This is a genomic window from Pseudomonas sp. LBUM1652 (genome assembly GCF_059716105.1).
Genome location: NZ_CP166804.1, coordinates 2426054 through 2448156 on the forward strand (window position 1 = coordinate 2426054; position 22103 = coordinate 2448156).

General features: G+C 61.9%; 17 protein-coding genes. 11 read left to right on the plus strand and 6 right to left on the minus strand.

Features of this window, described 5'->3' with window-relative positions; translation table 11 throughout:
• Nucleotides 1–40 precede the first annotated feature (40 nt).
• The gene (locus tag ACA069_RS11070; protein ID WP_497618220.1) at nt 41–610 is read left to right on the plus strand and encodes a flavodoxin family protein; all 570 of its coding nucleotides are present in this window, start codon (nt 41–43) and stop codon (nt 608–610) included.
• Nucleotides 611–633: 23 nt separating this feature from the next.
• On the opposite strand, the gene ACA069_RS11075 is transcribed toward ACA069_RS11070, so the two are convergent.
• Nucleotides 634–1089, minus strand: a complete 456-nt coding sequence (locus ACA069_RS11075; RefSeq protein ID WP_187676982.1) for a helix-turn-helix domain-containing protein — start codon at nt 1087–1089, stop codon at nt 634–636.
• A gap of 254 nt (nt 1090–1343) precedes the next feature.
• Between ACA069_RS11075 and ACA069_RS11080 the strand changes: the two genes are divergently transcribed.
• From ACA069_RS11080 to ycaC, 6 genes are all read left to right on the plus strand, one after another.
• Nucleotides 1344–2336, plus strand: coding sequence for an MBL fold metallo-hydrolase (locus tag ACA069_RS11080; protein ID WP_497617513.1), 993 nt, complete (start codon nt 1344–1346; stop codon nt 2334–2336).
• Between the two features lie 54 nt (nt 2337–2390).
• A complete protein-coding gene (locus ACA069_RS11085) occupies nt 2391–3314 on the plus strand; it encodes a LysR family transcriptional regulator (RefSeq protein WP_187676984.1) in 924 nt (307 codons plus the stop codon).
• A gap of 208 nt (nt 3315–3522) precedes the next feature.
• Nucleotides 3523–3939 carry a DoxX family protein gene (locus ACA069_RS11090; RefSeq protein WP_497617515.1) on the plus strand — a complete coding sequence of 139 codons (417 nt, stop codon included), beginning with the start codon at nt 3523–3525 and terminating at the stop codon, nt 3937–3939.
• The gene (locus tag ACA069_RS11095) at nt 3932–4558 is read left to right on the plus strand and encodes an antibiotic biosynthesis monooxygenase (RefSeq protein ID WP_489880834.1); all 627 of its coding nucleotides are present in this window, start codon (nt 3932–3934) and stop codon (nt 4556–4558) included. Before ACA069_RS11090 ends, ACA069_RS11095 begins: the two co-directional genes overlap by 8 nt.
• A 30-nt stretch (nt 4559–4588) precedes the next feature.
• Nucleotides 4589–6427: an amidohydrolase gene (locus ACA069_RS11100; RefSeq protein WP_401265817.1), complete on the plus strand. Its 1839-nt coding sequence runs from the start codon at nt 4589–4591 to the stop codon at nt 6425–6427.
• Nucleotides 6428–6496: 69 nt separating this feature from the next.
• The gene (ycaC, locus tag ACA069_RS11105; RefSeq protein ID WP_016774080.1) at nt 6497–7120 is read left to right on the plus strand and encodes an isochorismate family cysteine hydrolase YcaC; all 624 of its coding nucleotides are present in this window, start codon (nt 6497–6499) and stop codon (nt 7118–7120) included.
• Between the two features lie 208 nt (nt 7121–7328).
• Here ycaC and ACA069_RS11110 read toward each other — a convergent pair whose 3' ends face one another.
• Together ACA069_RS11110 and ACA069_RS11115 are read right to left on the minus strand one after the other, a co-directional pair.
• Nucleotides 7329–8756, minus strand: a complete 1428-nt coding sequence (locus ACA069_RS11110; protein ID WP_497617518.1) for a mechanosensitive ion channel domain-containing protein — start codon at nt 8754–8756, stop codon at nt 7329–7331.
• Between the two features lie 60 nt (nt 8757–8816).
• Nucleotides 8817–9836, minus strand: coding sequence for an alpha/beta hydrolase (locus tag ACA069_RS11115; protein WP_497617520.1), 1020 nt, complete (start codon nt 9834–9836; stop codon nt 8817–8819).
• Between the two features lie 159 nt (nt 9837–9995).
• On the opposite strand from ACA069_RS11115, the gene ACA069_RS11120 reads away from it, so the two are divergent.
• Nucleotides 9996–10901 (plus strand): LysR family transcriptional regulator, encoded by a 906-nt coding sequence (locus ACA069_RS11120; RefSeq protein ID WP_187676991.1) that lies wholly within the window; start codon nt 9996–9998, stop codon nt 10899–10901.
• Between the two features lie 102 nt (nt 10902–11003).
• Here ACA069_RS11120 and ACA069_RS11125 read toward each other — a convergent pair whose 3' ends face one another.
• The 3 genes from ACA069_RS11125 to gspG form a co-directional block, all read right to left on the minus strand.
• Nucleotides 11004–11474: a hypothetical protein gene (locus ACA069_RS11125; RefSeq protein WP_497617522.1), complete on the minus strand. Its 471-nt coding sequence runs from the start codon at nt 11472–11474 to the stop codon at nt 11004–11006.
• Nucleotides 11475–11548: 74 nt separating this feature from the next.
• Nucleotides 11549–12736: a type II secretion system F family protein gene (locus tag ACA069_RS11130; protein ID WP_187676993.1), complete on the minus strand. Its 1188-nt coding sequence runs from the start codon at nt 12734–12736 to the stop codon at nt 11549–11551.
• Nucleotides 12737–12750: 14 nt separating this feature from the next.
• Complete coding sequence (gene gspG, locus ACA069_RS11135) at nt 12751–13179, minus strand: type II secretion system major pseudopilin GspG (protein WP_401265805.1); 429 nt, start codon at nt 13177–13179, stop codon at nt 12751–12753.
• A 206-nt stretch (nt 13180–13385) separates the two neighbouring features.
• Between gspG and ACA069_RS11140 the strand changes: the two genes are divergently transcribed.
• From ACA069_RS11140 to ACA069_RS11150, 3 genes are all read left to right on the plus strand, one after another.
• Complete coding sequence (locus ACA069_RS11140; RefSeq protein ID WP_187676995.1) at nt 13386–13994, plus strand: lytic transglycosylase domain-containing protein; 609 nt, start codon at nt 13386–13388, stop codon at nt 13992–13994.
• A 196-nt stretch (nt 13995–14190) separates the two neighbouring features.
• Nucleotides 14191–20022, plus strand: a complete 5832-nt coding sequence (gene mnxG, locus ACA069_RS11145; RefSeq protein WP_497617525.1) for a manganese-oxidizing multicopper oxidase MnxG — start codon at nt 14191–14193, stop codon at nt 20020–20022.
• Nucleotides 20023–20179: 157 nt separating this feature from the next.
• On the plus strand, nt 20180–22102 hold the full coding sequence (locus ACA069_RS11150) for a YncE family protein (protein WP_497617527.1): 1923 nt from the start codon (nt 20180–20182) through the stop codon (nt 22100–22102).
• Nucleotide 22103 lies beyond the last annotated feature (1 nt).

Consider the following 22103-nt stretch of genomic DNA (forward strand, 5'->3'; position numbering starts at 1 on the left):
GATGGCTGCAATGGAATGCACTCGTCCGGAGGACGGCGCAATGAGCAACGTGGTGGTGGTCTATCACAGCGGCTATGGCCACACGCGCGTCATGGCCGAAGCCGTGGCGCAGGGCGTCGAACGGCACCTGGGCAGTACCTGTCGGTTGGTCGCGGTAGAAGAAGTCGAACGCTATTGGGATGAGTTGCACCGCGCCGATGCGATCATCTTCGGCGCGCCGACCTACATGGGCAGCGCGTCGGCGGGCTTCAAGCAATTCATGGAGGCCAGCGCGGCGTTCTATCTGGCCAAACCGTGGCGCGACAAGGTCGCTGCGGGGTTCACCAATTCCGGCAGTCTGTGCGGCGACAAGCTCAATACGTTGCTGCAAATGGCGGTGTTCGCCGCGCAACATTCGATGATATGGGTTGGCCTCGATTTGCTCCCGGCGCGCTCGGCGGCCGGGTTCTTTGATGGGCAATTGAACCGTCTGGGCAGCTCGCTCGGTGCGATGTCCCAATCCAATGTCGAACAGACGCCCGGGCAGGCGCCGCCGCTCGAAGACCGGCGCACGGCGGCCCATCTGGGTGAGCGGGTGGCACAAGTGGCGCAGCGGTTGAGGCACAAGTGAGGAAGGGGCGATAGGATCGGCGTCTACACCGCAAGGCGCATGCCGGCAGACGCTGGCGAGGGTTGCGATCTTTTGAGCTTCATATCCGGCACTTCACGACAGCGCCAGGCAAACGGGCTGATCCCTTCGCTACGGGTGAAGATGTGGCAAAAGTGCGCCTGATCACAGAAGCCGCATTCCAGGCTGATCTGCGTCAGGCTCAAGTGGGTGTGCTGGATCAACAGCTTGGCGCGGGCGATGCGCTGAGTACGGATCCAGTCCTGTGGCGAGAGCCCGGTACTGCACTTGAACGCTCGGGAAAAATGACTGCGTGACAACGAACATGCTTCTGCCAGTTCGGTGACCTCCAGGCTTTCACCCAGGCGATCGAGGATCAACTGTTTGACCCGCCGTTCGCGCTGTGGACTGAGGCCGCCGATGCGCGGTGTGCGGGATTCGCTGGCGGGGGCGAGGGCGACTGTTTGTTGTAAGTGAGCCATGGCCAATGTCCGTGTCGGGGGAGGGGACGCACGCTGGGTGCTTTCCCCTCTGGTCAAGAAAACAATGTTTCGCAGTGGGTTTCATTGTTGGACGGGGCCGGAGGACTGACGAGTTAAACGTTGTTAATTGCGCCGCAAAACTTTGAACTCAGCACATCGCTGCAAGTCGGCGACGGGGCGGATCGGCGAGGATGACGACTAATAAGAGGCACACGTTCGGTGCCGTCGAAGATCGATCAAGCAAGGGGACTCGCATGACAGGTTCGTTGCACGCTGCATTGGGCACACTCGGTTTGGCACTCGCGTTGGCGGCCGGTAGTGCTGGGGCACAAGCGCCGCAGGTCGGTACGCAGGCGCCCGGTTACTTCCGTTTGGCGTTGGGCGACTATGAAGTGACCGCGCTGTTCGACGGCTACAACGATCTGTCGCCCAAACTGCTTCAGGGCATGAGTCAGGGACAGATCCGTGCATTGCTCGCTCGCCGTTCGATTGAAACCCCGGGTGTGCAAACGGCGTTCAACGCGTTTCTGGTCAACACCGGCAAACAGTTGGTCCTGGTCGACACGGGCGCCGGGCAGTGCATTGGCGCGACTGCCGGCCAGCTCTCGGCGAACATGCAGGCAGCGGGCTACAAACCGGAACAGGTCGATACCATCCTGCTGACCCATCTGCATCTGGATCACGTTTGCGGATTAGTCGACGCTCAGCAAAAACCGATTTTCGCCAACGCCACGGTGTATGCGGCCAAGGCTGAAGCTGACTATTGGCTTGATCCGCAGGCCTTGGCCAAGGCACCGGCCGGGGCGAAAGAGTTCTTCAAAATCGCTCAGGATTCCACGGCGCCCTACGTGGCCGCCGGCCGCTTCAAAACCTTCACGCCGGGCCAGTCACCCTTGCCGGGCGTGGTCGAGGCGCAACTTGAAAGCGGGCACACGCCAGGCAGCACCACTTACCGATTTACCTCGCAGAACCAGAGCATCGTGTTCATGGGCGATCTGGTGCACAACCTTGCCGTGCAGTTCGAACACCCTGAAGTGTCGATCAGTTTTGACGTCAACAGTCAGCAGGCCATCAAAAGCCGTAACGCCGTGTTCAGCGCTGCTGCCGCCAGCAAAACCTGGGTGACCGCCGCGCACCTGCCGTTTCCGGGGATCGGTCACGTCACCGCCATCGACAAGCATTTTCAATGGGTGCCGGTGGAATACGGCCCTTACAAACGCGCGGCCAAAGTACCGTTGATCGAGTAAAGTAAGGCGCTTTCGCATGACTGAACAAGACCTCCAGGCAAGGAACACGAGCCCATGAACCGTAACGATCTGCGTCGCGTCGACATGAACCTGCTGGTGATTTTCGAAGCACTGATGTTCGAAAAGAACCTGACCCGCGTCGCCGAAAAACTGTTCATGGGCCAACCCGCCGTGAGCGCGGCGCTCGGCCGTTTGCGGGATCTGTTCGATGATCCGTTGCTGTTGCGCAACGGTCGCGGCATGGAGCCGACCGCCCGCGCCCTGGCGATTCTCAAAGAGCTGCAACCGGCAATGGACGTTATTTCCGGGGCGGTCAGCCGGGCCAAGGAATTCGAACCGGCGAGCAGTTGCGAGGTGTTTCGCATCGGTCTGTCGGATGATGCCGAATTCGGTCTGTTTCCGCCGCTGCTGCGCCAACTTCAGGAGGAAGCGCCAGGGATTGTGGTCGTGGTACGCCGCGCCAACTATTTGCTGATGCCGGCGCTGCTGGCCTCCGGAGAAATCTCGGTTGGCGTCAGCTACACCACCGATCTGCCGGCCAACGCCAAACGCAAGAAGCTGCGCGACATTCCCTGCAAAGTCCTGCGCGGCGACGACCGTCCGGGGCCGCTGACGCTGGACGAATACTGCGAACGGCCGCACGCGATGGTGTCCTTCTCCGGTGACTTGAGCGGCAACATCGATCTGGATCTGGCCAAGCTTGGCCGTTGCCGTCGCGTGGTGCTTGGCGTGCCGCAGTTCAGCGGCTTGCGCGCTTTGCTGGCGGGCACCGAAATGATCGCCACGGTGCCGGATTACGCCGCCTGTGCGCTGGTTGAAGGCTGCGCCCTGCGCGCCGAAGACCCACCGTTCCCGATTGAGGCGGCGCAATTGTCGATGGCCTGGAGCGGGGTGCATGACAACGACCCGGCGGAGAAGTGGTTGCGCTCGCGGATCAGCCAGTTCATGTCGGCATCGCTGGATATTCCGCCAGCCTGAAGAAAAAACGTAAATCCCCTGTGGGAGCGAGCCTGCTCGCGATGGCGCCCGGTCAGTCGACTTCAATGTTGAATGACACACCGCTATCGCGAGCAGGCTCGCTCCCACATTGGTTTTAGGTGACTGAAAGAAAGAGAGCACATCCATCCAATTTCTTCCCGCCCCGCATTGGCATTATTCAGGTCAATGACATTTAAAGGGTCGGGTCATGAATGCTTTGCAACGAGACGAACGGGCGCGCGACCTCGGTTTACTGTTTTTACGGGGCAGCGGTGGATTGTTTCTGCTGTGGGTACACGGCTTGCCCAAGCTGCTGGACTTTACGGCCCAACTGCAACTCATCGAAGACCCGTTCCACCTCGGCGCCCACCTCACCCTGATTCTGGCGATCTTCGCCGAAGTCCTCTGTCCGCTACTGATCGTCGGCGGGGTGCTGGCGCGATTGGCCTGCTTGCCTATTCTGTTTGTGCTGCTGGTAGCGCTGTTAGTCGTGCATCCGCAATGGAGTGTGGCTGAAGGGCAGTTCGGCTGGTTGCTGTTGATCCTGTTTGCCACTGTGTTTATCGCCGGGCCGGGACGGCTGGCGCTCAATGTTCGTTTACCCGGAGTACTGCGTTATGCCTGAAGTCCTTAGTCAAAAAGCACCGGGGGCCGATGAGACCGTCACGCTGATCGTCAAGCACCGGGTCAAGGCCGGTTTTGAAGCAGCCTATGAAGCCTGGTTGCGCAATATCGTAAAGGTGGCGGGGCAGCGCGAAGGGCACTTGGGCGTCGACGTGGTGCGCGGCAAGCGCGCCGGCCTCGATACTTACACGTGTGTGCTGCGCTTTTGCTCGACCGAGGCGATGCAATTGTGGCTGGAGTCACCGCAGCGTCAGGCCCTGGTCGATGAAGCCGCTCCGATGCTCGCTGATGGCGACCAGACTGAGGTCGCCCCGGTCAATGAATTCTGGTTCGCGCCGCTGGCCGATGCCGCCTCGCCGCCGCCGCGCTGGAAGCAGGCGGTGGTCACCTTGCTGGTGATTTTTCCGCACACCTTGCTGGTGCCGCTGATCTGGGGGCCGCTGCTCGGGTTGCACCCACTGCTTTCCAACTACGTGATTGCCACGTTCCTGATCACCCTGACCATCGTGTTGTCGGTGGTGTACGTGTTCATGCCGCCCGTGACCCGTTTGTTTGCGCCCTGGCTGGAAGCCGGTCAGGCCCATACACACGTCGAATCCACAGAACACCCGTCACGCTGAAACCATTCATTTTTTGTCGAAGGAACTGCGATGAACGCCGATCTGATTCTCTTCAATGGCCAATTTCATACCGTAGACCGCACTAAACCACTGGCCAGTGCCGTGGCGATCAAGGACGGCCGTTTCGTGGTCGTTGGTAACGACACCCAAGCCATGGCCCTGCGCGGTTCATCCACGCAAGTGATCGACATGCACGGCCGCTGCGTCATCCCCGGTCTCAACGACTCGCACTTGCACCTGATCCGTGGCGGTTTGAACTACAACCTCGAACTGCGCTGGGAAGGCGTACCGTCGCTGGCCGATGCGCTGCGCATGCTTAAGGAGCAGGCCGACCGCACACCGACGCCGCAGTGGGTGCGCGTGGTCGGCGGCTGGAACGAATTCCAGTTCGCCGAAAAACGCATGCCGACCCTCGAAGAACTCAACCAGGCCGCGCCGGACACGCCAGTGTTCGTCCTGCACCTGTACGACCGTGCGCTGCTCAACCGCGCCGCATTGCGCGTGGCCGGTTACACCCGTGACACGCCGAACCCGCCGGGTGGCGAGATCGTCCGTGATGCCAATGGCAACCCGACCGGCATGCTGGTGGCCAAACCCAATGCGATGATTCTCTACTCGACGCTGGCCAAGGGGCCGAAGCTGCCGCTGGAGTATCAGGTCAACTCGACTCGCCAGTTCATGCGCGAACTCAATCGCCTCGGCCTGACCAGCGCGATCGATGCCGGCGGTGGTTTCCAGAACTACCCGGACGATTACCAGGTGATCGAGCAATTGGCCAAAGATGACCAGTTGACCGTGCGTATCGCCTACAACCTGTTCACCCAGAAGCCGAAAGAAGAGCTGACCGATTTCCAGAACTGGACCGGCAGCGTCAAGTTGCACCAGGGCGACGACTTCCTGCGCCACAACGGCGCCGGCGAGATGCTGGTGTTCTCGGCAGCGGATTTCGAAGACTTCCTCGAACCGCGCCCGGACCTGCCGCAAACCATGGAGCAGGAGCTGGAACCGGTGGTGCGCCATCTGGTTGAACAGCGCTGGCCGTTCCGTCTGCACGCCACGTACAACGAATCGATCAGCCGCATGCTCGACGTGTTCGAGAAGGTCAACCGTGACATTCCGTTCAACGGTCTGCCGTGGTTCTTCGACCACGCTGAAACCATCACCCCGCAGAACATCGAACGGGTGAAAGCGCTGGGCGGTGGCATCGCGATTCAGGATCGCATGGCGTTCCAGGGCGAGTACTTCGTCGACCGTTACGGCGCGAAAGCTGCTGAAGCCACGCCGCCGATCAAACGCATGCTCGCCGAAGGTGTGCCGGTCGGCGCAGGCACCGACGCCACGCGGGTTTCCAGCTACAACCCGTGGACGTCGCTGTACTGGATGGTCAGCGGCCGCACCGTCGGTGGTCTGGCGCTGTACGAAGAAGGTTTGCCGCGCACCACCGCGCTGGAATTGTTCACCCACGGCAGTGCCTGGTTCTCGTCCGAGCAGGGCAAGAAAGGCCAGATCAAAGTCGGGCAACTGGCAGATCTGGCGGCGCTGAGCGCGGACTTCTTCCACGTCGAAGAAGAAGCCATCAAGTGGATCGAGTCCGTACTGACCGTGGTTGGCGGCAAGATCGTTTACGCCGCGGGCGACTTCCAGGATCTCGGGCCAGCCAGCGTGCCGGTGCTGCCGGACTGGTCGCCGGTGGCAAAAGTCCCGGGCCACTGGCGCCAGAACGCGCCGATGCAGGCTCAGGTGCACCAATGCGTCGGCGCGTGCGCCGTGCACTCGCACAGCCATGAAAAGGCGCGCCTGTCGAATGCCCCGGTCAGCGATTTCGCCGGTTTCTGGGGCGCGTTCGGCTGTTCCTGCTTCGCCTTCTGATTCTTACCCAAAAGCGCCGGCCTCGACGGTCGGCGCTTCACGCAACAACCATCCACCCAGGAGTTTCCCATGAGCGTTCCATACAAGCGTCTGAACAAAGATGATGCGGTTGTGCTGCTGGTCGATCACCAGACCGGTTTGATCTCGCTGGTACAGGATTTCTCGCCAAACGAATTCAAGAACAACGTGCTGGCACTGGGCGACATCGCCAAGTTCTTCAAGCTGCCAACCATCCTCACCACCAGTTTCGACGCAGGCCCGAACGGCCCGATCGTACCTGAGCTGCTTGAGCAGTTTCCGGACGCGCCGTTCATTCAGCGTCCAGGCCAGATCAACGCCTGGGACAACGAAGACTTCGTCAAAGCCATCAAGGCTACCGGTCGCAAGCAACTGATCATCGCCGGTGTGGTGACTGACGTGTGCGTGGCATTCCCGACGCTGTCGGCCATCGCTGAAGGTTTCGAAGTGTTCGTGGTGACCGATTCTTCCGGCACTTTCAACACCACCGTGCAACAAGCGGCGTGGGCACGCATGTCGGCGGCCGGTGCTCATCTGATGAACTGGTTCGCTGTGGCTTGCGAGCTGCAGGGTGACTGGCGCAACGACATGGAAGGCCTGGCGCATCTGCTGTCCGAGCGTCTGCCGAACTACCGCAACCTGATCAACAGCTACACCAAGTTCACGGCCAAGTAATCGATCGCGCCTGAAAAGCCCCTCACCCTAGCCCTCTCCCCGAGGGAGAGGGGACTGACCGAGGGGTTCTTTCGAGTTGCACCGACCTGAGCGATCGAGTCGATCTCCGGTCTTGAAAAGCTTGAAGATCAGCTCCCTTTCCCCCTCGCCCCCCTTGGGGGAGAGGGTTGGGGTGAGGGGGTAAGCTCTTGATCTTAAAATCTTCGCATCAGCGCTTTTGCAGCCAACCGAGAAACCCGCCTTTCCTCACCACCACCGGTTTAACCATCAACGCGAGGCGACTGTTCTGCTGCCGCACCGCCTGCAACTTGTTCAACGCCGACCCAACCTCCTTGCGCTGCTCCATGCACTGGCGCGTCAGGTTCTTGTCGAGGCGATAGATGATGCTCGACGTCAGCGCCGTAAACGTAGCCTGCGACGGGGTATCCGCCAGAATGCTTTGCTCGCCCATGACCTCACTCGGCCCCATGCGCCCGGCCTCTGTCTGGCTGGCGCCATCCGGTACCGTTGCGCTGACCACCCCGGTGGCAATCACGAACAGACTCTCCGGCACTTCGTCCAGATCCAGCACCACCTGGCCCGCGCTGTACTGCTGCGCGACCATCGATTCGGCGAGGCGATCACGTTCGTCGGCACTCAGCGAGCGGAAGATTTTCACTTCATCGAGCAACGCGCGGGCGCGGGTCGACGGTTCGATCACGCCGTCCGGATGCCGCGAAATCCCGGCGGCTTCCAAGTGGCGGTGTGCGAGGTCGAAAAGTTGATTGCGCACTTCGCTTTTCTTGCCCAGTTCGGCGATAAACCCGCTGGCCACGTATTCGGACATTTCTTCGCCGGCCTCTTTCAACACCACTTTCGGCGCCGGGCTCAGCAGCAGGCTGCTACTGCCTTGCAGCGTCCGGTCGAGGGCGTCGAGCACGCGGCGTGGGCGGATGTGGTTCGGCACTTTGATGCTGATCGACACGCCATGCATGTTATTCGGCCGGCTGAGGTTGACGATCTTGGCCTTGGCCGCCACCGAGTTCGGCACCACGGCCATGGTGCCGGCGCTGGTCAGCAGGTGCGTGGCGCGCCAATCGATGTCGAGCACTTTGCCCTCGACGCCGTCGATCACCACGAAGTCGTCCACTTGATACGGCTTGGTGGTGTTCAGAACGATCCCGGAAAACACATCGGCCAAGGTGCTTTGCAGTGCCAGACCGACGACGATTGCGAACACACCGGACGTCGCCAGCAAGCCTTTGACCGGCAGCTCCAGCACGTAGCCGGCCGCAGCGACGATGGCCACCAGAAACACCAGCGCACCGATGACGTCCTGCAATAAGCGACCGCTGTGGCCGATGCGCCGCATCAGGATCAGGCCGATGACTTCGGTAAGGACTCGCGCGGCGTACAACCACCAGATAATGCCCAGCGCGGTTGCACCGAGTTGCGCGACCTGGTCATCGGCAAACTGCGGCGCCTGCAAAGGGCTGACACCGGCGTTGATCACCAGCGCGGTGAACGCCAGAAACAGCACCAGCCGCACACCCACGCGCGGCGCGCGATGTGTGAAGGGGGCGAGGTGCCAGAGCAGGCCATCGAGCACCAGCAACACGGCACTCCAGGACAGCAGGTGAGCAAGCATGAAGTTCATGGGAGCGCTTCCACAAAAAAGCCCTTCCCCATACATCGCTGCGTGGGGAAGGGCTTGGGCTTAGTTGAGGTGGGTTTTCAGCTCAGCCGCTGCCTGGCGTACCGCCGCTTTCACTTCGGGAATGTGGCTCAGCGGATTGAGCAAGCCAAAGTCGTGGATCATCCCGTTGTAGCGCACCGCGGTCACCGGTACACCTGCCGCATCCAGGTGTCGGGCATAACCTTCGCCTTCATCACGCAACACGTCGAATTCGGCGGTCTGCACCAGCGCGGCGGGCAGGCCTTTGAGCTGTTCGGCGCTGGCGTTCAGTGGCGAGGCGTGGATCTGCGCACGCTCGGCCGGGTTGGTGGTGTAGTTGTCCCAGAACCATTTCATCATGCCTTTGGTGAGGAAGTGACCCTCGGCGAATTGCTGGTACGAGCCATCGTCGAACTGTGCGTTGGTCACCGGCCACATCAGCAACTGGAAGCGCAGCGCCGGGGCTTTCTGTTCCTTGGCCATCAGTGCCACGACTGCCGCCATGTTGCCGCCGACGCTGTTGCCGGCCACCGCCAGACGCTTGCCGTCGACACCGATGTCCTTGCCGTGCTCAGCCACCCATTTGGTTGCGGCGTAAGCCTGGTTGATCGCAGTCGGGTACTGCGCTTCCGGCGACGGCGTGTAATCGACGTACACCGCCACAGCGCCAGAACCCACCACCAAGTCACGAATCAGGCGTTGGTGCGTCGGGAAGTCGCCCAATACCCAGCCGCCACCGTGGAAGAACATGAACACCGGCAACTCGCCTTTGACCTTGGCCGGACGCACCACTTTCAGGTTGATCGTCTGGCCGTCGACCTTGATCGCCTTGTCGCTGACTTCCACACCGGACAGATCAACCTTCACCGAAGCCTGCGCGCCGGTCAGCACCGCACGGGCGTCTTTTGGGCTCAGTTGCTCAAGCGGCTTGCCACCACCGGCGGCGAGGGCTTCGAGAAAGGCTTGGGTGTTGTGTTCGACACCCGGGCTGCCAGCGGCGAAAGCGTTGCCGATGGACAGGGCGAGGAGGGAAGCGGTCAGGGTTTTTTTGACGATGTTCATGTGCAATTCCTTTTAATCCGTTTGATTTTTTATGCCTGAGTTGCGGGCTGCTGTGGCGCTGGGGTTCAGGCCTCAGCAACACCGTGAGCACAGATTAGTGGGATGCCGAAAAGTGAAAAAGCGGCTATAAAGCGTTTAACTGTCCACCAGAGAGTGACAATGAACCCGTTCGAAGACATGCGTATTTTTTGCCAGGTCATGGACTCCGGCAGCTTCACCTCAGCAGCCGATCAGTTGGGCCTGTCCAAGCAGTTCGTCAGCCGCCGGTTGATGCAGTTGGAAGAGCGCCTTGGCGTGCGCTTATTGAACCGCTCGACCCGCCGGCTGGACGTCACGCCACTGGGCCAGAGCTATTACGAATCGGCCCTGCGCCTGTTGAGTGAGGTGGAGCAGGTCGAGCAGGGCATCGCCGGGCAAACCGCCGAGCCACGCGGGACGATCCGCCTGAGTGCGCCGCTGTCGTTTGCCGTGGCGCATCTCGGTTGTCTGCTGCCGATGTTCTTGCAGCGCTATCGCGAGGTCACGGTGGAAGTCGACTTGAACGACCGCCCGGTGGACCTGCTCGGCGAAGGCTATGACCTGGCGCTGCGCATTGGTGTGCTGGAAGACTCGACCTTGATCGCCCGCCGTATCGCCTCCATCGAACGGGTGTATTGCGCCAGCCCGGCCTATCTGGCCGAACGCGGTACGCCGCTCAAACCCGAAGATTTGCACAGTCATGATTGCTTGCCCTACGGTCACGGGCGCTCGGTGCAATGGCGGTTCAATGAGGGGCAGGGCAAGCCGCTGCTGGTCAACGTCACCGGGCGCATGCGCGTCAACAACGGCGAGTTGCTGCGCGATGCTGCGGTGCAGGGGATGGGGATTACCTATCTGCCGACGTTCATTGTCGGTGCGGCGTTGAAGGATGGCCGACTGGTGCCGGTGCTCGATGACTTGCGTCCGGAGCCGCTGACGTTGTCGGCGGTGTATCCGCAACATCGTCAGGCTTCCCGGCCGGTGCAGGCGCTGGTGGAGTTTTTGCGGGAACGCCTTAACCAGAATCCAGTCGCCCACCCTTTGTAGGAGCTGCCGCAGGCTGCGATCTTTTGATCTTGCTGGCAAAGGTCAAGATCAAAAGATCGCAGCCTGCGGCTGCTCCCACAGGTATCGAGGTGTTATCTCGATTCAGTTGGCGCGTTTGTCATCGCCAGGTTCGCCGCCGACGTGAACACCGCGATCATCACCGACTTCACCTGACCGGTGTACGCCGTGATCATCCCCCGGTTCGGAGTGATTGCCGCTGCGACCCGAGGCTGAGTGATCGCCGGAATGTCCCGAGCCCTGACCGCTGCTGCCACTGTGTCCGCCGCCTTCGCCATGACCGCTACCGCTGCCACTGCCACCGTGGCCACCACCATTCCCGCCACCGCCGCTGCCGCCACCACTTCCTCCGCCGCCGCTACCACCGCCCCCCCCACCATGGCCGCCACCGCCACCGCCACCGCCACCGCCGCCATGTCCGCCACCGCCTCCGCCACTGCCACCTTCCTTGGCTTGAACAGTGGCTACTCCCGACAGGCTGTCCGGAATCAATACGGTAGACGCTGAAAGAACTGCGCCGATGGCCATTGCGAGCATGAGCTTTTGAATGTGCATATCGTTCTCCATCTTTGTGATTTGGTTGGGAACGTCGATGAGCGATGTTGCGTCGATCCGACCCGTTCCCGAGGTCAGTGAATACTCGAAGCCAGTTCGAAAATCGGGATGTACATCAGGATCACGATGACCCCGATCAGCAGGCCGATGAAGGTCATCAGCAACGGTTCGAACAAACGCACGAACCACTCGATCCAGCGGCTGATTTCTTCGTCGTAGAAATCGGCGCTGCGTTCCATCATCTGCCCAAGGTTGCCGGATTGTTCGCCCGCTCGCAGCAGCCGCAGGGACACTGGCGTCACCAGCCGGTTGAGTTCCAGCGCAGCAGACAATGACTGGCCTTCGCGCACTCGCTCGCAGGCCTGATCCAGCCGCGCCCGCGACGCCACGGTGAGCAAGCCGCGGACCATGCCCATGGCGGTGACCAGCGGAATCCCGCCTTGCAGCAGAATCCCCAGCGAACGGTAAAACCGCGCCAGTTCATACATGAAAATCCGTTGATGGACGGCGGGCAGCTTCTCCACCAGCCGATCCAGCCATCGGCGAAACGCCGGCTGTTTTTGCAGCAGGGCGAGGGCCACGACAATCGCCGCCAACGCACCGAAGAACTCAAGCTGATGGGCATGCAGAAACATCCCGCTGCTCATCAGGATCTGCGACAGCCACGGCAGGTTCGAGCCCAGTCCTTCGAACACCAGGCTGAAGCGCGGCACCACGTAACCCATCAAAAACAACACCACGCCACCGCCGACGACCAGCAACAACAGTGGGTAGATCGAGGCGCTGACGATCTTTTGCCGCACCTCGTCCATACGCTGGCGATAGCTGACGTAACGACCCAGTGCTTCGCCGACCGCACCCGTCTTTTCGCTGGACTGCACCAGCGCCACGTACAGCGGCGGAAACACTGCCGACAACTGGCCCAATGCCTGGGAGAACGATTTGCCCTCGTACAGTAGGCGCACCAGCTCACTCAGGGTTTTGCGGGCAGCGGGGGCGGTTTCTTTTTCGGCGAGACTTTCCAGCGCATCGATCAACGGCAAGCCGGCGTTGATCAGGGTGGTCAGTTCCTGGCTGAACAACACCAGATTGAAGGTTTCGCGCTGGCGCAGTCGCAGTGAGCGCCAGTGTTTTTCTGCGTGCAGGCTAAGCACGCGCAAACCCTGGTCTTCGGCGATGTGCCGCGCCTCGCTGTGCCCCGGCGCCTCGATGCTCATAGACACCACACCAGCCTTGCCGACCGCTTTCAGATTAAATCGCATGGGCCGCGCTCCGCTTACTGCCAATTGGTCACTTCGGCGTTTTCGCCGTCACCGCCGGGCTGGCCGTCCTTGCCCATCGACAGCAGGTCGTACTCGCTGTTTTCGCCGGGATAGCGGTAGGCGTAATTTCGGCCCCATGGGTCTTGCGGAAGTTTTTTCTGCAAGTACGGGCCGGTCCATTTCGCTTCATCGCTCGGCGCAAGTACCAATGCCTGTAGGCCTTGTTCGGTGGACGGGTAGTGGCCTACCTCCAGTCGATACAAGTCCAGCGCCTTGCTCAGGCCTTCGATCTGCGCCTTGGCCACTTTCACCTCGGAGCGGCCCAACTGGGCGAAGTATTTCGGCGCGACGATCCCGGCCAACAGACCGAGCACCACCAGCACCACAAGCAGTTCGAGCAGGGTGAATCCGCGTTGGCTACGCGGACGAATTTGCAGCTTCATGATGACCTCCCGTGAGTGGCAGCCGTGTCGCCAGGAGGGCTTATGCAATTGCCATGCTCAGCCCCCGCTTAAACCTGGTTGATTGGCTGAAGCCCTTGTGTTTCGGGCTTTCCATGAAACGGCACAGTGCTTGCGTATGGCTCAAACGTGATCGGCCATTGGGGCATTTCCCCCAATTTATCGGGGCTGATCCGGGGAGGCCCGACATGAAATTTCTTGCCAGCGGATTGCTCGGCTGTGTGCTGCTTGGCGGCACCGCGCAAGCCGATGTGTTCATCTCCGTGGACGCCAAGGGCAGCTACGTTCTGTCCAATGTTCACCGTCCCGGACGCACTTACGAACGGGTGATTCAGGAAGCCGAAAAACCGCTGGTCAGCCTTGATCAGCAGCCGCAGATGATCGCCAGGCAGCCCTATGCCGAACTGGTCTCGGCGGCGGCGACAGCCCATCAATTACCTGAAGCGTTGCTGCACGCGGTGATCAACGCCGAGTCGCATTACAACGCCGGCGCGACCTCGCCCAAAGGGGCAGGCGGGTTGATGCAGTTGATGCCTGACACCGCACGGGAGTTGGGGGTGAAGGACGTCTACGACCCCAAGGCCAACATCCAGGGCGGGGCCAAATACCTCAAGCGTCTGATGACCCTGTTCGACAACGATATCGCGCTCGCGGTGGCCGCCTACAACGCCGGGCCGGAAGCCGTGCTCAGCCGTGGCCGGGTGATTCCGCCGTTCGCTGAAACCCAGCGTTATGTGCCCAACGTGCTGCGCCAATACCGGCGATTGCAGGGGCTGGCGATGGATGCGCCGTTGTAGGCCCACCCGGTTCACCCACTTTCGGAGCAAATCGGGCAGGCCCGAAAAGTGGGGAAAAGCGGTGGGGAATATCCCCCGTAATCTCAAGTCGTTGCGGTAACTGATTGAACGGTAATGAAATTTTTTGTGGCACGCGGATTGCTCCACCGGTTTACGAGAATCATTCCCGTGAGCACCCACTACGAGGTTTGCGATCATGGTCGGCTTTCATCACGCTCATCGCTCATTCAATTGGTTGCTGATACTGGCCTCGATGCTCAGCATCGACCTGGCCAGCGCGGCCGTTCGCTGCGAGCGCAACCTGGTGGCCAATGTCGTGGCCTTCGATCAGCCGCTGATGTTCAACCGCCTCGGTGCGCAGAATGCCAACGGCATGATGTACGCCCTGCGCCGCGATGTGGTCGATGAGCATGACGTGTCGCTGGCCTACGGCGGCGCGGCGGTGCCGGGCAAGGTGTCGTTGCGTGCGGACAAGCGTCCGCGGCCATTGGTGCTGCGGGTGGCGGCGGGGGATTGCCTGACGATCAATCTGCAGAACCTGCTCGACTATCAGGCCAACCCGAACAAGCACTTCGAAAACGAGGGCGAAGAAGAGGGCGGTGAAAACGCCAACGGCGCCGAAGAATTCAAAGTCGACGAGCAAGTCGCTGATCGTCATGTCGGTTTTCAGGTCAACGGCCTGCAAGCGGTGAACAGCATCGACGACATTTCCTCGTTCACCGGGCGCAACGCCAACACCCTGGTGGTGCCGGGCGCAAGCCGCTCCTACACGTTGTTCGCTGAGCGCGAAGGCGCGTTTGCGGTCAGCAGCCGCGGTGCGACGTTTGGCGGCGAAGGCGCGGCGGGTAACGTTGCCAACGGCCTGTTCGGCCAGGTCGTGGTGGTGCCCAAGGGCGGCCGCAGCTATCGCAACACCCTGACCGAAGAGGAAATGCGCCTGGCCACCACCGGCCGTGCACCGACCGGTCAGCCCATCGTCGACTACCAGGCGCGTTATCCGCAGCGCGAACCGTGGCTGCGCGAAGGCAAGGCCGGCACGCCGATCATCAACATGGTCGACGGCAGTGAAATCATTTCCAGCGAAAGCGACGCGATTGTCATGGGCAGCAACGCCGACGGCAGCTTCCCGGCCAGCACTTATCCGCTGGAATCGGTCGGCAAACGCAACCCTGCGATCCCTAACCGACTCGAACCGTTCCGCGATTTCGCCTCGCAATTCCAGGACGAAACCGCCGCCACGCAAGCATTTCCCGCTTACTGGGCAGACCCGGTGATGGCCCATGTGCTGGAGCCGACCCGCGATTCGTTCATGATCAACTACGGCTCCGGCGGCATGGGCGCCGAAGTAGTCGCCAACCGTTTGGGCGTAGGGCCGATGCATGACTGCCTGTCCTGCGCTTACGAAGAATTCTTCCTCAGCTCGCACACCGTCGGCGACGTGGCAATGCTGGTGGACGTACCGGCCAACGCGGGACTTGAGAATATTCTCCCGGGCCAAACGCCTCGTGCCGATCAGATCGGTGTCAAAGCGACCATGGCCCTGTATCCGTCGGAGCCGTCGAACGTCAACCACAGCTACATTGGTGACTTCGTCAAATTCCGCAATACCCACAACGGTCACGAGCAGCACATCTTCCACCTGCACGGCCATCAGTGGCTGTTCAACCCCAACGACGACAACTCCGATTACGTCGACGCCCAGGGCATTGGGCCGGGCGCCGGTTATACCTATGAAATCGCCAACGGCGGTTCGGGTAACCGCAACCGGGTGGCGGGGGATGCGATCTATCACTGCCACTTCTACCCGCACTTCGCCCAAGGCATGTGGGCCATGTGGCGGGTTCACGATGTGTTTGAAGAAGGCACCCGACTCGATGTTTCGCAGCAAGGCGCGGACGGTTATCACAGCGAACCGTTTGCGCTGCGCAGCGGTAAACCGGCGGTCGGTGCCCGGGCATTGCCCGATGGCGAAATCATCGCCGGCACACCCATTCCTGCAATAGTGCCGCTGCCTGGCAAAGCCATGGCACCGATGCCCGGCAAAGTCGTGGTGGTGCCGAAAATCGGTGAAACCCTGGTGGCCGGCAACGACGACGATGACGAAGAAGAGGGCGACGACGACGGCGAGCACCAAGGCGGCAACGCGGGTGGGCAAGCCATCGGTTCCCTGGCGTTGGTGGATCGCAGCGAAGCCAACCGCAATGCTGACGGCAGCCTGAAAAACCCTGGTTATCCATTCTGGATCGGCGGCATGGAAAGCTCGGTCGGCCAACGTCCGCCAACCCCACCGCTGGACATGCTCGACGCCGCCACCGCGCAATCCCTGAAGGCCAGCGGCAAAGCGCTGTGGGCCAACCTCGAGCCGGCGCAATCCGGTGGCTGGGACGGTGGTTTGCAGCGCCATACACTCGATGGCGTGTCGGCGGGAGGCGAGGCGCGCACCGTGACCACGTCGCTGGATTTCTCCAAGGAAGTCACCCGTGCCAAACCGATTTACATGCCGGAAGAGGGCACTGAAGTCGAACAGGCGGCCATGGCCTTCCACGCGAAAAAGGATCACCCAAGCTATGCCTTGCTGCCCGGCAATCAGGTGGTGGCCAAGGCTTTCCGCACCAACGGCGCCTTGCCGATTGCCGGCGCGCCGTACTACGAGCCCTGCATGGATGACCGGCAAAAACGCCTGACCAGCAGCGCCGGCAGCGGTGAGTTTGCCAGCGGCGAGCGGGTTGACGGCATGTCCTTCGTCGGCGCCTCGACGTTCACCGCCGACCGGCCACGGATCTACAAAGCCGCCAACATCCAGTTCGACGCGGTGTACAACAAAGTCGGCTACCACTTTCCGCAGGCGCGCATTCTGGCGCTGTGGGAAGACGCCTGGCCGGTGATCACCAAGCAGCGTCCGCCAGAGCCTCTGGTGATGCGCATGAACACCTTCGATTGCGTGCAATACCAGCAAACCAACCTGGTGCCGGCCACCTATGAAATGGACGACTATCAAGTCCGCACGCCAACCGACGTGATCGGCCAGCACATCCACTTGCCGAAGTGGGATCTGACCTCTGCCGATGGCTCGTCCAACGGCTGGAACTACGAGGACGGCGTGCTCTCCCCAGGTGCCGTGCAGGAACGTATCCTCGCGATCCGCGAGTTCAACCAGTGCGAAGGCACCGACCCGCGCGATGGCACTCAGGCCTGCCCGAAAGCCAAGGCGCATCCGTACTTTGGTCAATTCGGTCGTGCCGACTGGATCGGTGCGCGCACGGCGATGCAGCGCTGGTTCGTCGATCCGGTGGTCAATATCAAAGGCGTGGACCGTGGCCTCGGCACGATTTTCACTCACGACCACTTAGGCCCATCGACGCACCAACAGATTGGTCTGTACGCCACCGTGCTGGCTGAACCTGCCGGTTCCACCTGGCTGCACGCCGAAACCGGCGAGCCTCTGTACAGCGGCGCACGTCAGGACGGTGGGCCGACTTCATGGCAGGCGGTGATCAACACCGGCGACCTCGATGGCGACGGCAAGAACGACAGCTTCCGTGAGTTCTTCCTCGAATACAGCGACTTCCAGCACGCCTATGAAGCCGGTGTGTATGTCGGCGCCGGGCCTAATGGCGTGCCGAATCCGCAAGCGTTCCCGGCCACGGCCGACAGCTTCCGCTACGCGATCAACCCGCCAGTGCGCAACAACGCCAGCAACCTGCTCGAAGGTATCGTGGAAGTGCAGGGTGGTCAGGTCCCGGGCTGCCCGAGCCGGCCATGCCCACAGGCGATCTCGGTGGATGACCCTGGCATGTTCGTCGTCAACTACCGCAACGAGCCGCTGGCCCTGCGCGTCTACGACCCGAACAAGGTCGGCCCGGACGGCAAGCGCGGCATGCAGGCCGACGGCCTCGGCGGTGACCTGGCGTATGCCATGCAGAGCCGTACCGACCGTGCAATCCCGGCGATGAACCTGGCGCCGAACCTGCTCACCTCGGCCACCGGGCCTACCGGCGGCACCACGCTGTTCCCGCCGCACATCAACAAGGGCGGCGCAGAACCGGGCGACCCGTTCACGCCAATGCTGCGCACTTACACCGGCGACAACGTGCGGCTGCGGGTGCATGCCGGCGGTCATGAGGAAGAGCACAACGTCACCCTGCACGGCGTGAAATGGCTGCAGAGCGGTTCCGGTTTCGGCAACAGCTCCAACTCCGGCTGGCGTGCGTCGCAGATGATCGGCATCTCCGAGCAGATGGGCTTCATTGCGCCGGTGTCGATGCTCTCCAGTTCTGCGGCAACGACGGGCGACTATCTGTACTCGATGGACGCCTCGATCGAAGGCTACTGGAGCGGAATCTGGGGCGTGATGCGCAACTACACCGCCAAACGCAGTGACCTGTTCGCCATCCCGAACAACCCGACTCCGGCCGGTATGCGCAACACCGTCGCGTTTGAAGGCAGTTGCCCACGCTACGGCGCCAACCCGAACGGCATCGGCACCCGGCCGACTGTGCAGCGCAACTATGAAGTGGTCGCAGCCCTGGCCAACGACATCCTCGGCAATACGCTGGGCCTGACCATCGGCGATCCCGAAGGCCTCGGCCAGCATGTTGGCGGGCCGCTAAACCCGGCGGGCGGCACCCTGGTGCTGAACTCGCGCACGGTGAGCATCCCGCAGGTGACGGTGACCGACCCTGAAAATGGCGAGACCATCACCATCGGCGGGCAGAGCGGGCCGCTGCATGATCCGACCGCGATCCTGTACGTGCGCAAATCCGACCTTGATCCGGTCAGCGGCAAGCTCAAGCCCGGCATTCCAGTCGAGCCGCTGGTGCTGCGCGCGGCTGCCGGGGACTGCATCAACATCACTCTGGAGAACCGTCTGCCGAGCGTGATGCCGGATCTGACCCAGACCGCCGTGATGCAAGGCATGGTCAAGCGCGACCGCAACAGCGGCCTCGGTTCGACCACCTTCAGCAACAACCTGATGCGTCCGTCCAGCCACGTCGGCCTGCACGCGCAACTGCTGGCCTACGACATCACCAAATCCGACGGCACCAACGTCGGCGTCAATCCGACCCAGACCGTGCCGCCGCGCGTTGGCAGCAGCGGCGCGTACCCGACCCGTACTTATCAGTACTACGCCGGGCACCTGGAGCGTGAAGGCAAACCGGTGACCCAACTGGGTCGCAGCGTCGACAACATTAATGCCACGGCGGTCGAGTTCGGCGGTTTGAACTTCACTCCGGCGGACGTGATCAAGCAGCCGCAAAAAGGCCTTGGCGGGGCGATGAGCATCCTGCCGATCGGCGCCACCTGGGTCGACGATGCACGCAAGGTCAACGCCACGGTCACCGCGCCGGGGCAAACGACTTACCGCGACTTCGCGATGGTCTGGCACAAAGCGTTGAACACCCGTTGGGCCAACGGCCGGCCGGTCGAAGGCATTGCCGCCGAAGGCTTCGGCTTGCCGACCGATCCGCAGGACAACTCGAGCATGGCGATCAACTACAAGACCGAGCCGCTGTGGTATCGCTTCGGCCTCGCCCCGGACGCACCGTTCGGGCACGCCGATGGCGCTGGTTATGGCGACATGACCAACGCGCACATGGCCTACAGCAATGCGCTGGTCGGCGGTGATCCGCAGACGCCGGTGCTCTACGCCAAACCGGGGCAGCCGTTGCGCGCACACGTCCTGATGCCGAGCGGTGGCAGCCGTGGCAGCACGTTCCAGCTCGACGGGCACGTCTGGTCGATCAATCCGTTCCAGGCCGAGAAGAGCGACACCAGTGGCTATCCGCTGGGCACGCCGGGCGTGGGTTCGGTGCGTTACGGCTACAACCCGATGTCGATGTACATCGGCGCCCGCGAGAGCGTCCTGCCGGCAGCGCACTTCAGCCTCATGCTGCCGAGCGCCGGGGGCAGCAATGCGATACCGGGGGACTACCTGTTCCGCGACTACGGCGCCTACGGCAACATTTCCGGGTTGTGGGGATTGCTGCGGGTGACCAATGAACCGGAACCGGCACCGCAGGGGCAGTAGCAGGAGCGGCATACATGCGATCCATTGTGGGAGCGAGCCTGCTCGCGAAGACGGCGGTACCTGCGGCATCAGCGCTAGCCGACACACCGATTTCGCGAGCAGGCTCGCTCCCACAGGAAACACGGTTTCTGGACATAAGTTTCTTGGGGAGTGCGGTATGAACAGGATCATCAACATCACGGGAGTTTGTCTGCTGGCAGTCGCGGGGGCGTTGCTCACGCTCAGCGAAATGGCGCTGGCGCAACCCGAGACCGGCCAGGTGCTGAAACGCGATGGCGTGGCGGTGGACTTCAAACTCCAGCCGCTGGCCGCTGACGGCAAACTGCGTGAAGGCGAGTTCGCCGACGTGCAGTTCCGCATCACCGACAGCGCCTCCGGCCAGCCGTTGTCCGGTGTGGCGCCGGGGGCGTGGGTCGACCCTGAAACCGTCGCCGCCGATCTGGCCCAGGGTCGCGAAAAAAGCTGCAAATCCCGGGTCGGGGTGTTCCTCAAATCCAACATCGGCGCGCGCCCACTGCTCGATCTCAACAGTTATTACCTGTTGGTGATGAACCGCGACGCGAGCATTGCCGTGGTCGATCCCTCGGTGTCGGTCGGCGGCATCACCAGCACCATGGCGCGGATCGAACTCAAGCAACCGCCGATGGATTGGGTCACGCCCAAAGACAACAAACGCGTATTCGTGTCGATGCCCACGGCCGGCGAAGTGGCGGTGATCGACAGCGAACAATTCAAAGTCCTCGACTCGATTGCCGCTGGCAGCCAACCGGTGCGCGTGGCACTGCAACCGGACGAACGTCTGTTGTGGGTCGGCAACAACGCGAGCAAAGCCGAAGAGTCCGGGGTGACGGTGATCGACACTCAGAGCCTCAAAACCCTCAAACATCTGGCCACCGGCCGTGGCCATCACGAAATCAGCTTCAGCAAGGACAGCCGTTTTGCCTTCGTCAGCAACCGTGACGACGGCACCGTGAGCGTGGTGGATATCGCCAGCCTGAACATCCTCAAGCAAGTCAAAACCGGCTCCAGCCCGCTGTCGGTCGCGTACTCGCCATTGTCCGGCGCGGTTTACGTGGCCGATGGCAAGGACGGCACCGTGACCGTGATTGACGGCAACAGCCATGCCGTGCGCCGGGTTATCCCGCTCCAGCAAGGCCTCGGCCCGATGGGTTTCAGCGCTGACGGCCGCTTTGGCGTGGTGCTCAACACCGTGGAAAACCGCGCCTCGATCATCGACGCGGCCAACGACTCGGCGATCCACGACCTCGACGTGTCCGCAGAACCCTATCAAGTGGTGTTCACCAAGGCCTATGCCTACGTGCGCGGACTGGCTTCGCCGAAGGTCACCATGATCAATCTGGCCTCGCTCGGTGAAGGCCGCCAGCCGATCAGCCAGGGTTTTCAAGCCGGCCCGCAACCACCGCGCATGGCCGGGGATTTGCCGCTGGCCTCAAGCCTGGCGGTATCGCGCGATGACAACGCAGTGTTCGTGGTCAACCCGGTGGACAACACCACCTATTTCTACGCCGAAGGCATGAACGCGCCGATGTCCGGTTACCCCAACCGGGGGCAGATTGCGCGGGCGGCCATGGTCATCGACCGCAGCCTGCGCGAAGTGTCGCCGGGGCTGTACAGCGCGCGGGTGAAACTGCCGCCAGCGGGGCGTTTCGACGTGGCGTTCCTGCTCAATCAACCGAACATCATTCACTGCTTCACGGCGCAAATCGAAGCCGATGGCACGGTGGCAAAACACCTCGGGCAGCCGAAGGTCGAGTTTCTGCTCGACAAGACTGCCGTGGCGCTCAATGACCCCTACGTGGTGCGTTTTCGCATCGTTCAGGGCAAGCAGAAAGTCCAGCGCAGCGGCGTGAAAGACGTGCAGTTGCGCTACTTCCTTGCACCGACCTCGCACCCCCGCGAAGTGGCGGCACGGGAAGTCGCCGATGGCGTGTACGAAGCGCCGGTGACCCTTGATCGCAGCGGCGCCTGGTACCTGCATGTGCGTGCGGCATCGCTGGGTGCCGGTTTCGATGACAAGACCTTTGCCAGTGTTCGGGTAGCCCCGGGCCAGACGCGTTGAT

Bases quoted from the DNA above. Each gene is read 5' to 3' on its own strand.
- ACA069_RS11070 (WP_497618220.1), top strand. From the start codon at position 41: ATGAGCAACGTGGTGGTGGTCTATCACAGCGGCTATGGCCACACGCGC.
- ACA069_RS11075 (WP_187676982.1), bottom strand. From the start codon at position 1,089: ATGGCTCACTTACAACAAACAGTCGCCCTCGCCCCCGCCAGCGAATCC.
- ACA069_RS11080 (WP_497617513.1), top strand. From the start codon at position 1,344: ATGACAGGTTCGTTGCACGCTGCATTGGGCACACTCGGTTTGGCACTC.
- ACA069_RS11085 (WP_187676984.1), top strand. From the start codon at position 2,391: ATGAACCGTAACGATCTGCGTCGCGTCGACATGAACCTGCTGGTGATT.
- ACA069_RS11090 (WP_497617515.1), top strand. From the start codon at position 3,523: ATGAATGCTTTGCAACGAGACGAACGGGCGCGCGACCTCGGTTTACTG.
- ACA069_RS11095 (WP_489880834.1), top strand. From the start codon at position 3,932: ATGCCTGAAGTCCTTAGTCAAAAAGCACCGGGGGCCGATGAGACCGTC.
- ACA069_RS11100 (WP_401265817.1), top strand. From the start codon at position 4,589: ATGAACGCCGATCTGATTCTCTTCAATGGCCAATTTCATACCGTAGAC.
- ycaC (WP_016774080.1), top strand. From the start codon at position 6,497: ATGAGCGTTCCATACAAGCGTCTGAACAAAGATGATGCGGTTGTGCTG.
- ACA069_RS11110 (WP_497617518.1), bottom strand. From the start codon at position 8,756: ATGAACTTCATGCTTGCTCACCTGCTGTCCTGGAGTGCCGTGTTGCTG.
- ACA069_RS11115 (WP_497617520.1), bottom strand. From the start codon at position 9,836: ATGAACATCGTCAAAAAAACCCTGACCGCTTCCCTCCTCGCCCTGTCC.
- ACA069_RS11120 (WP_187676991.1), top strand. From the start codon at position 9,996: ATGAACCCGTTCGAAGACATGCGTATTTTTTGCCAGGTCATGGACTCC.
- ACA069_RS11125 (WP_497617522.1), bottom strand. From the start codon at position 11,474: ATGCACATTCAAAAGCTCATGCTCGCAATGGCCATCGGCGCAGTTCTT.
- ACA069_RS11130 (WP_187676993.1), bottom strand. From the start codon at position 12,736: ATGCGATTTAATCTGAAAGCGGTCGGCAAGGCTGGTGTGGTGTCTATG.
- gspG (WP_401265805.1), bottom strand. From the start codon at position 13,179: ATGAAGCTGCAAATTCGTCCGCGTAGCCAACGCGGATTCACCCTGCTC.
- ACA069_RS11140 (WP_187676995.1), top strand. From the start codon at position 13,386: ATGAAATTTCTTGCCAGCGGATTGCTCGGCTGTGTGCTGCTTGGCGGC.
- mnxG (WP_497617525.1), top strand. From the start codon at position 14,191: ATGGTCGGCTTTCATCACGCTCATCGCTCATTCAATTGGTTGCTGATA.
- ACA069_RS11150 (WP_497617527.1), top strand. From the start codon at position 20,180: ATGAACAGGATCATCAACATCACGGGAGTTTGTCTGCTGGCAGTCGCG.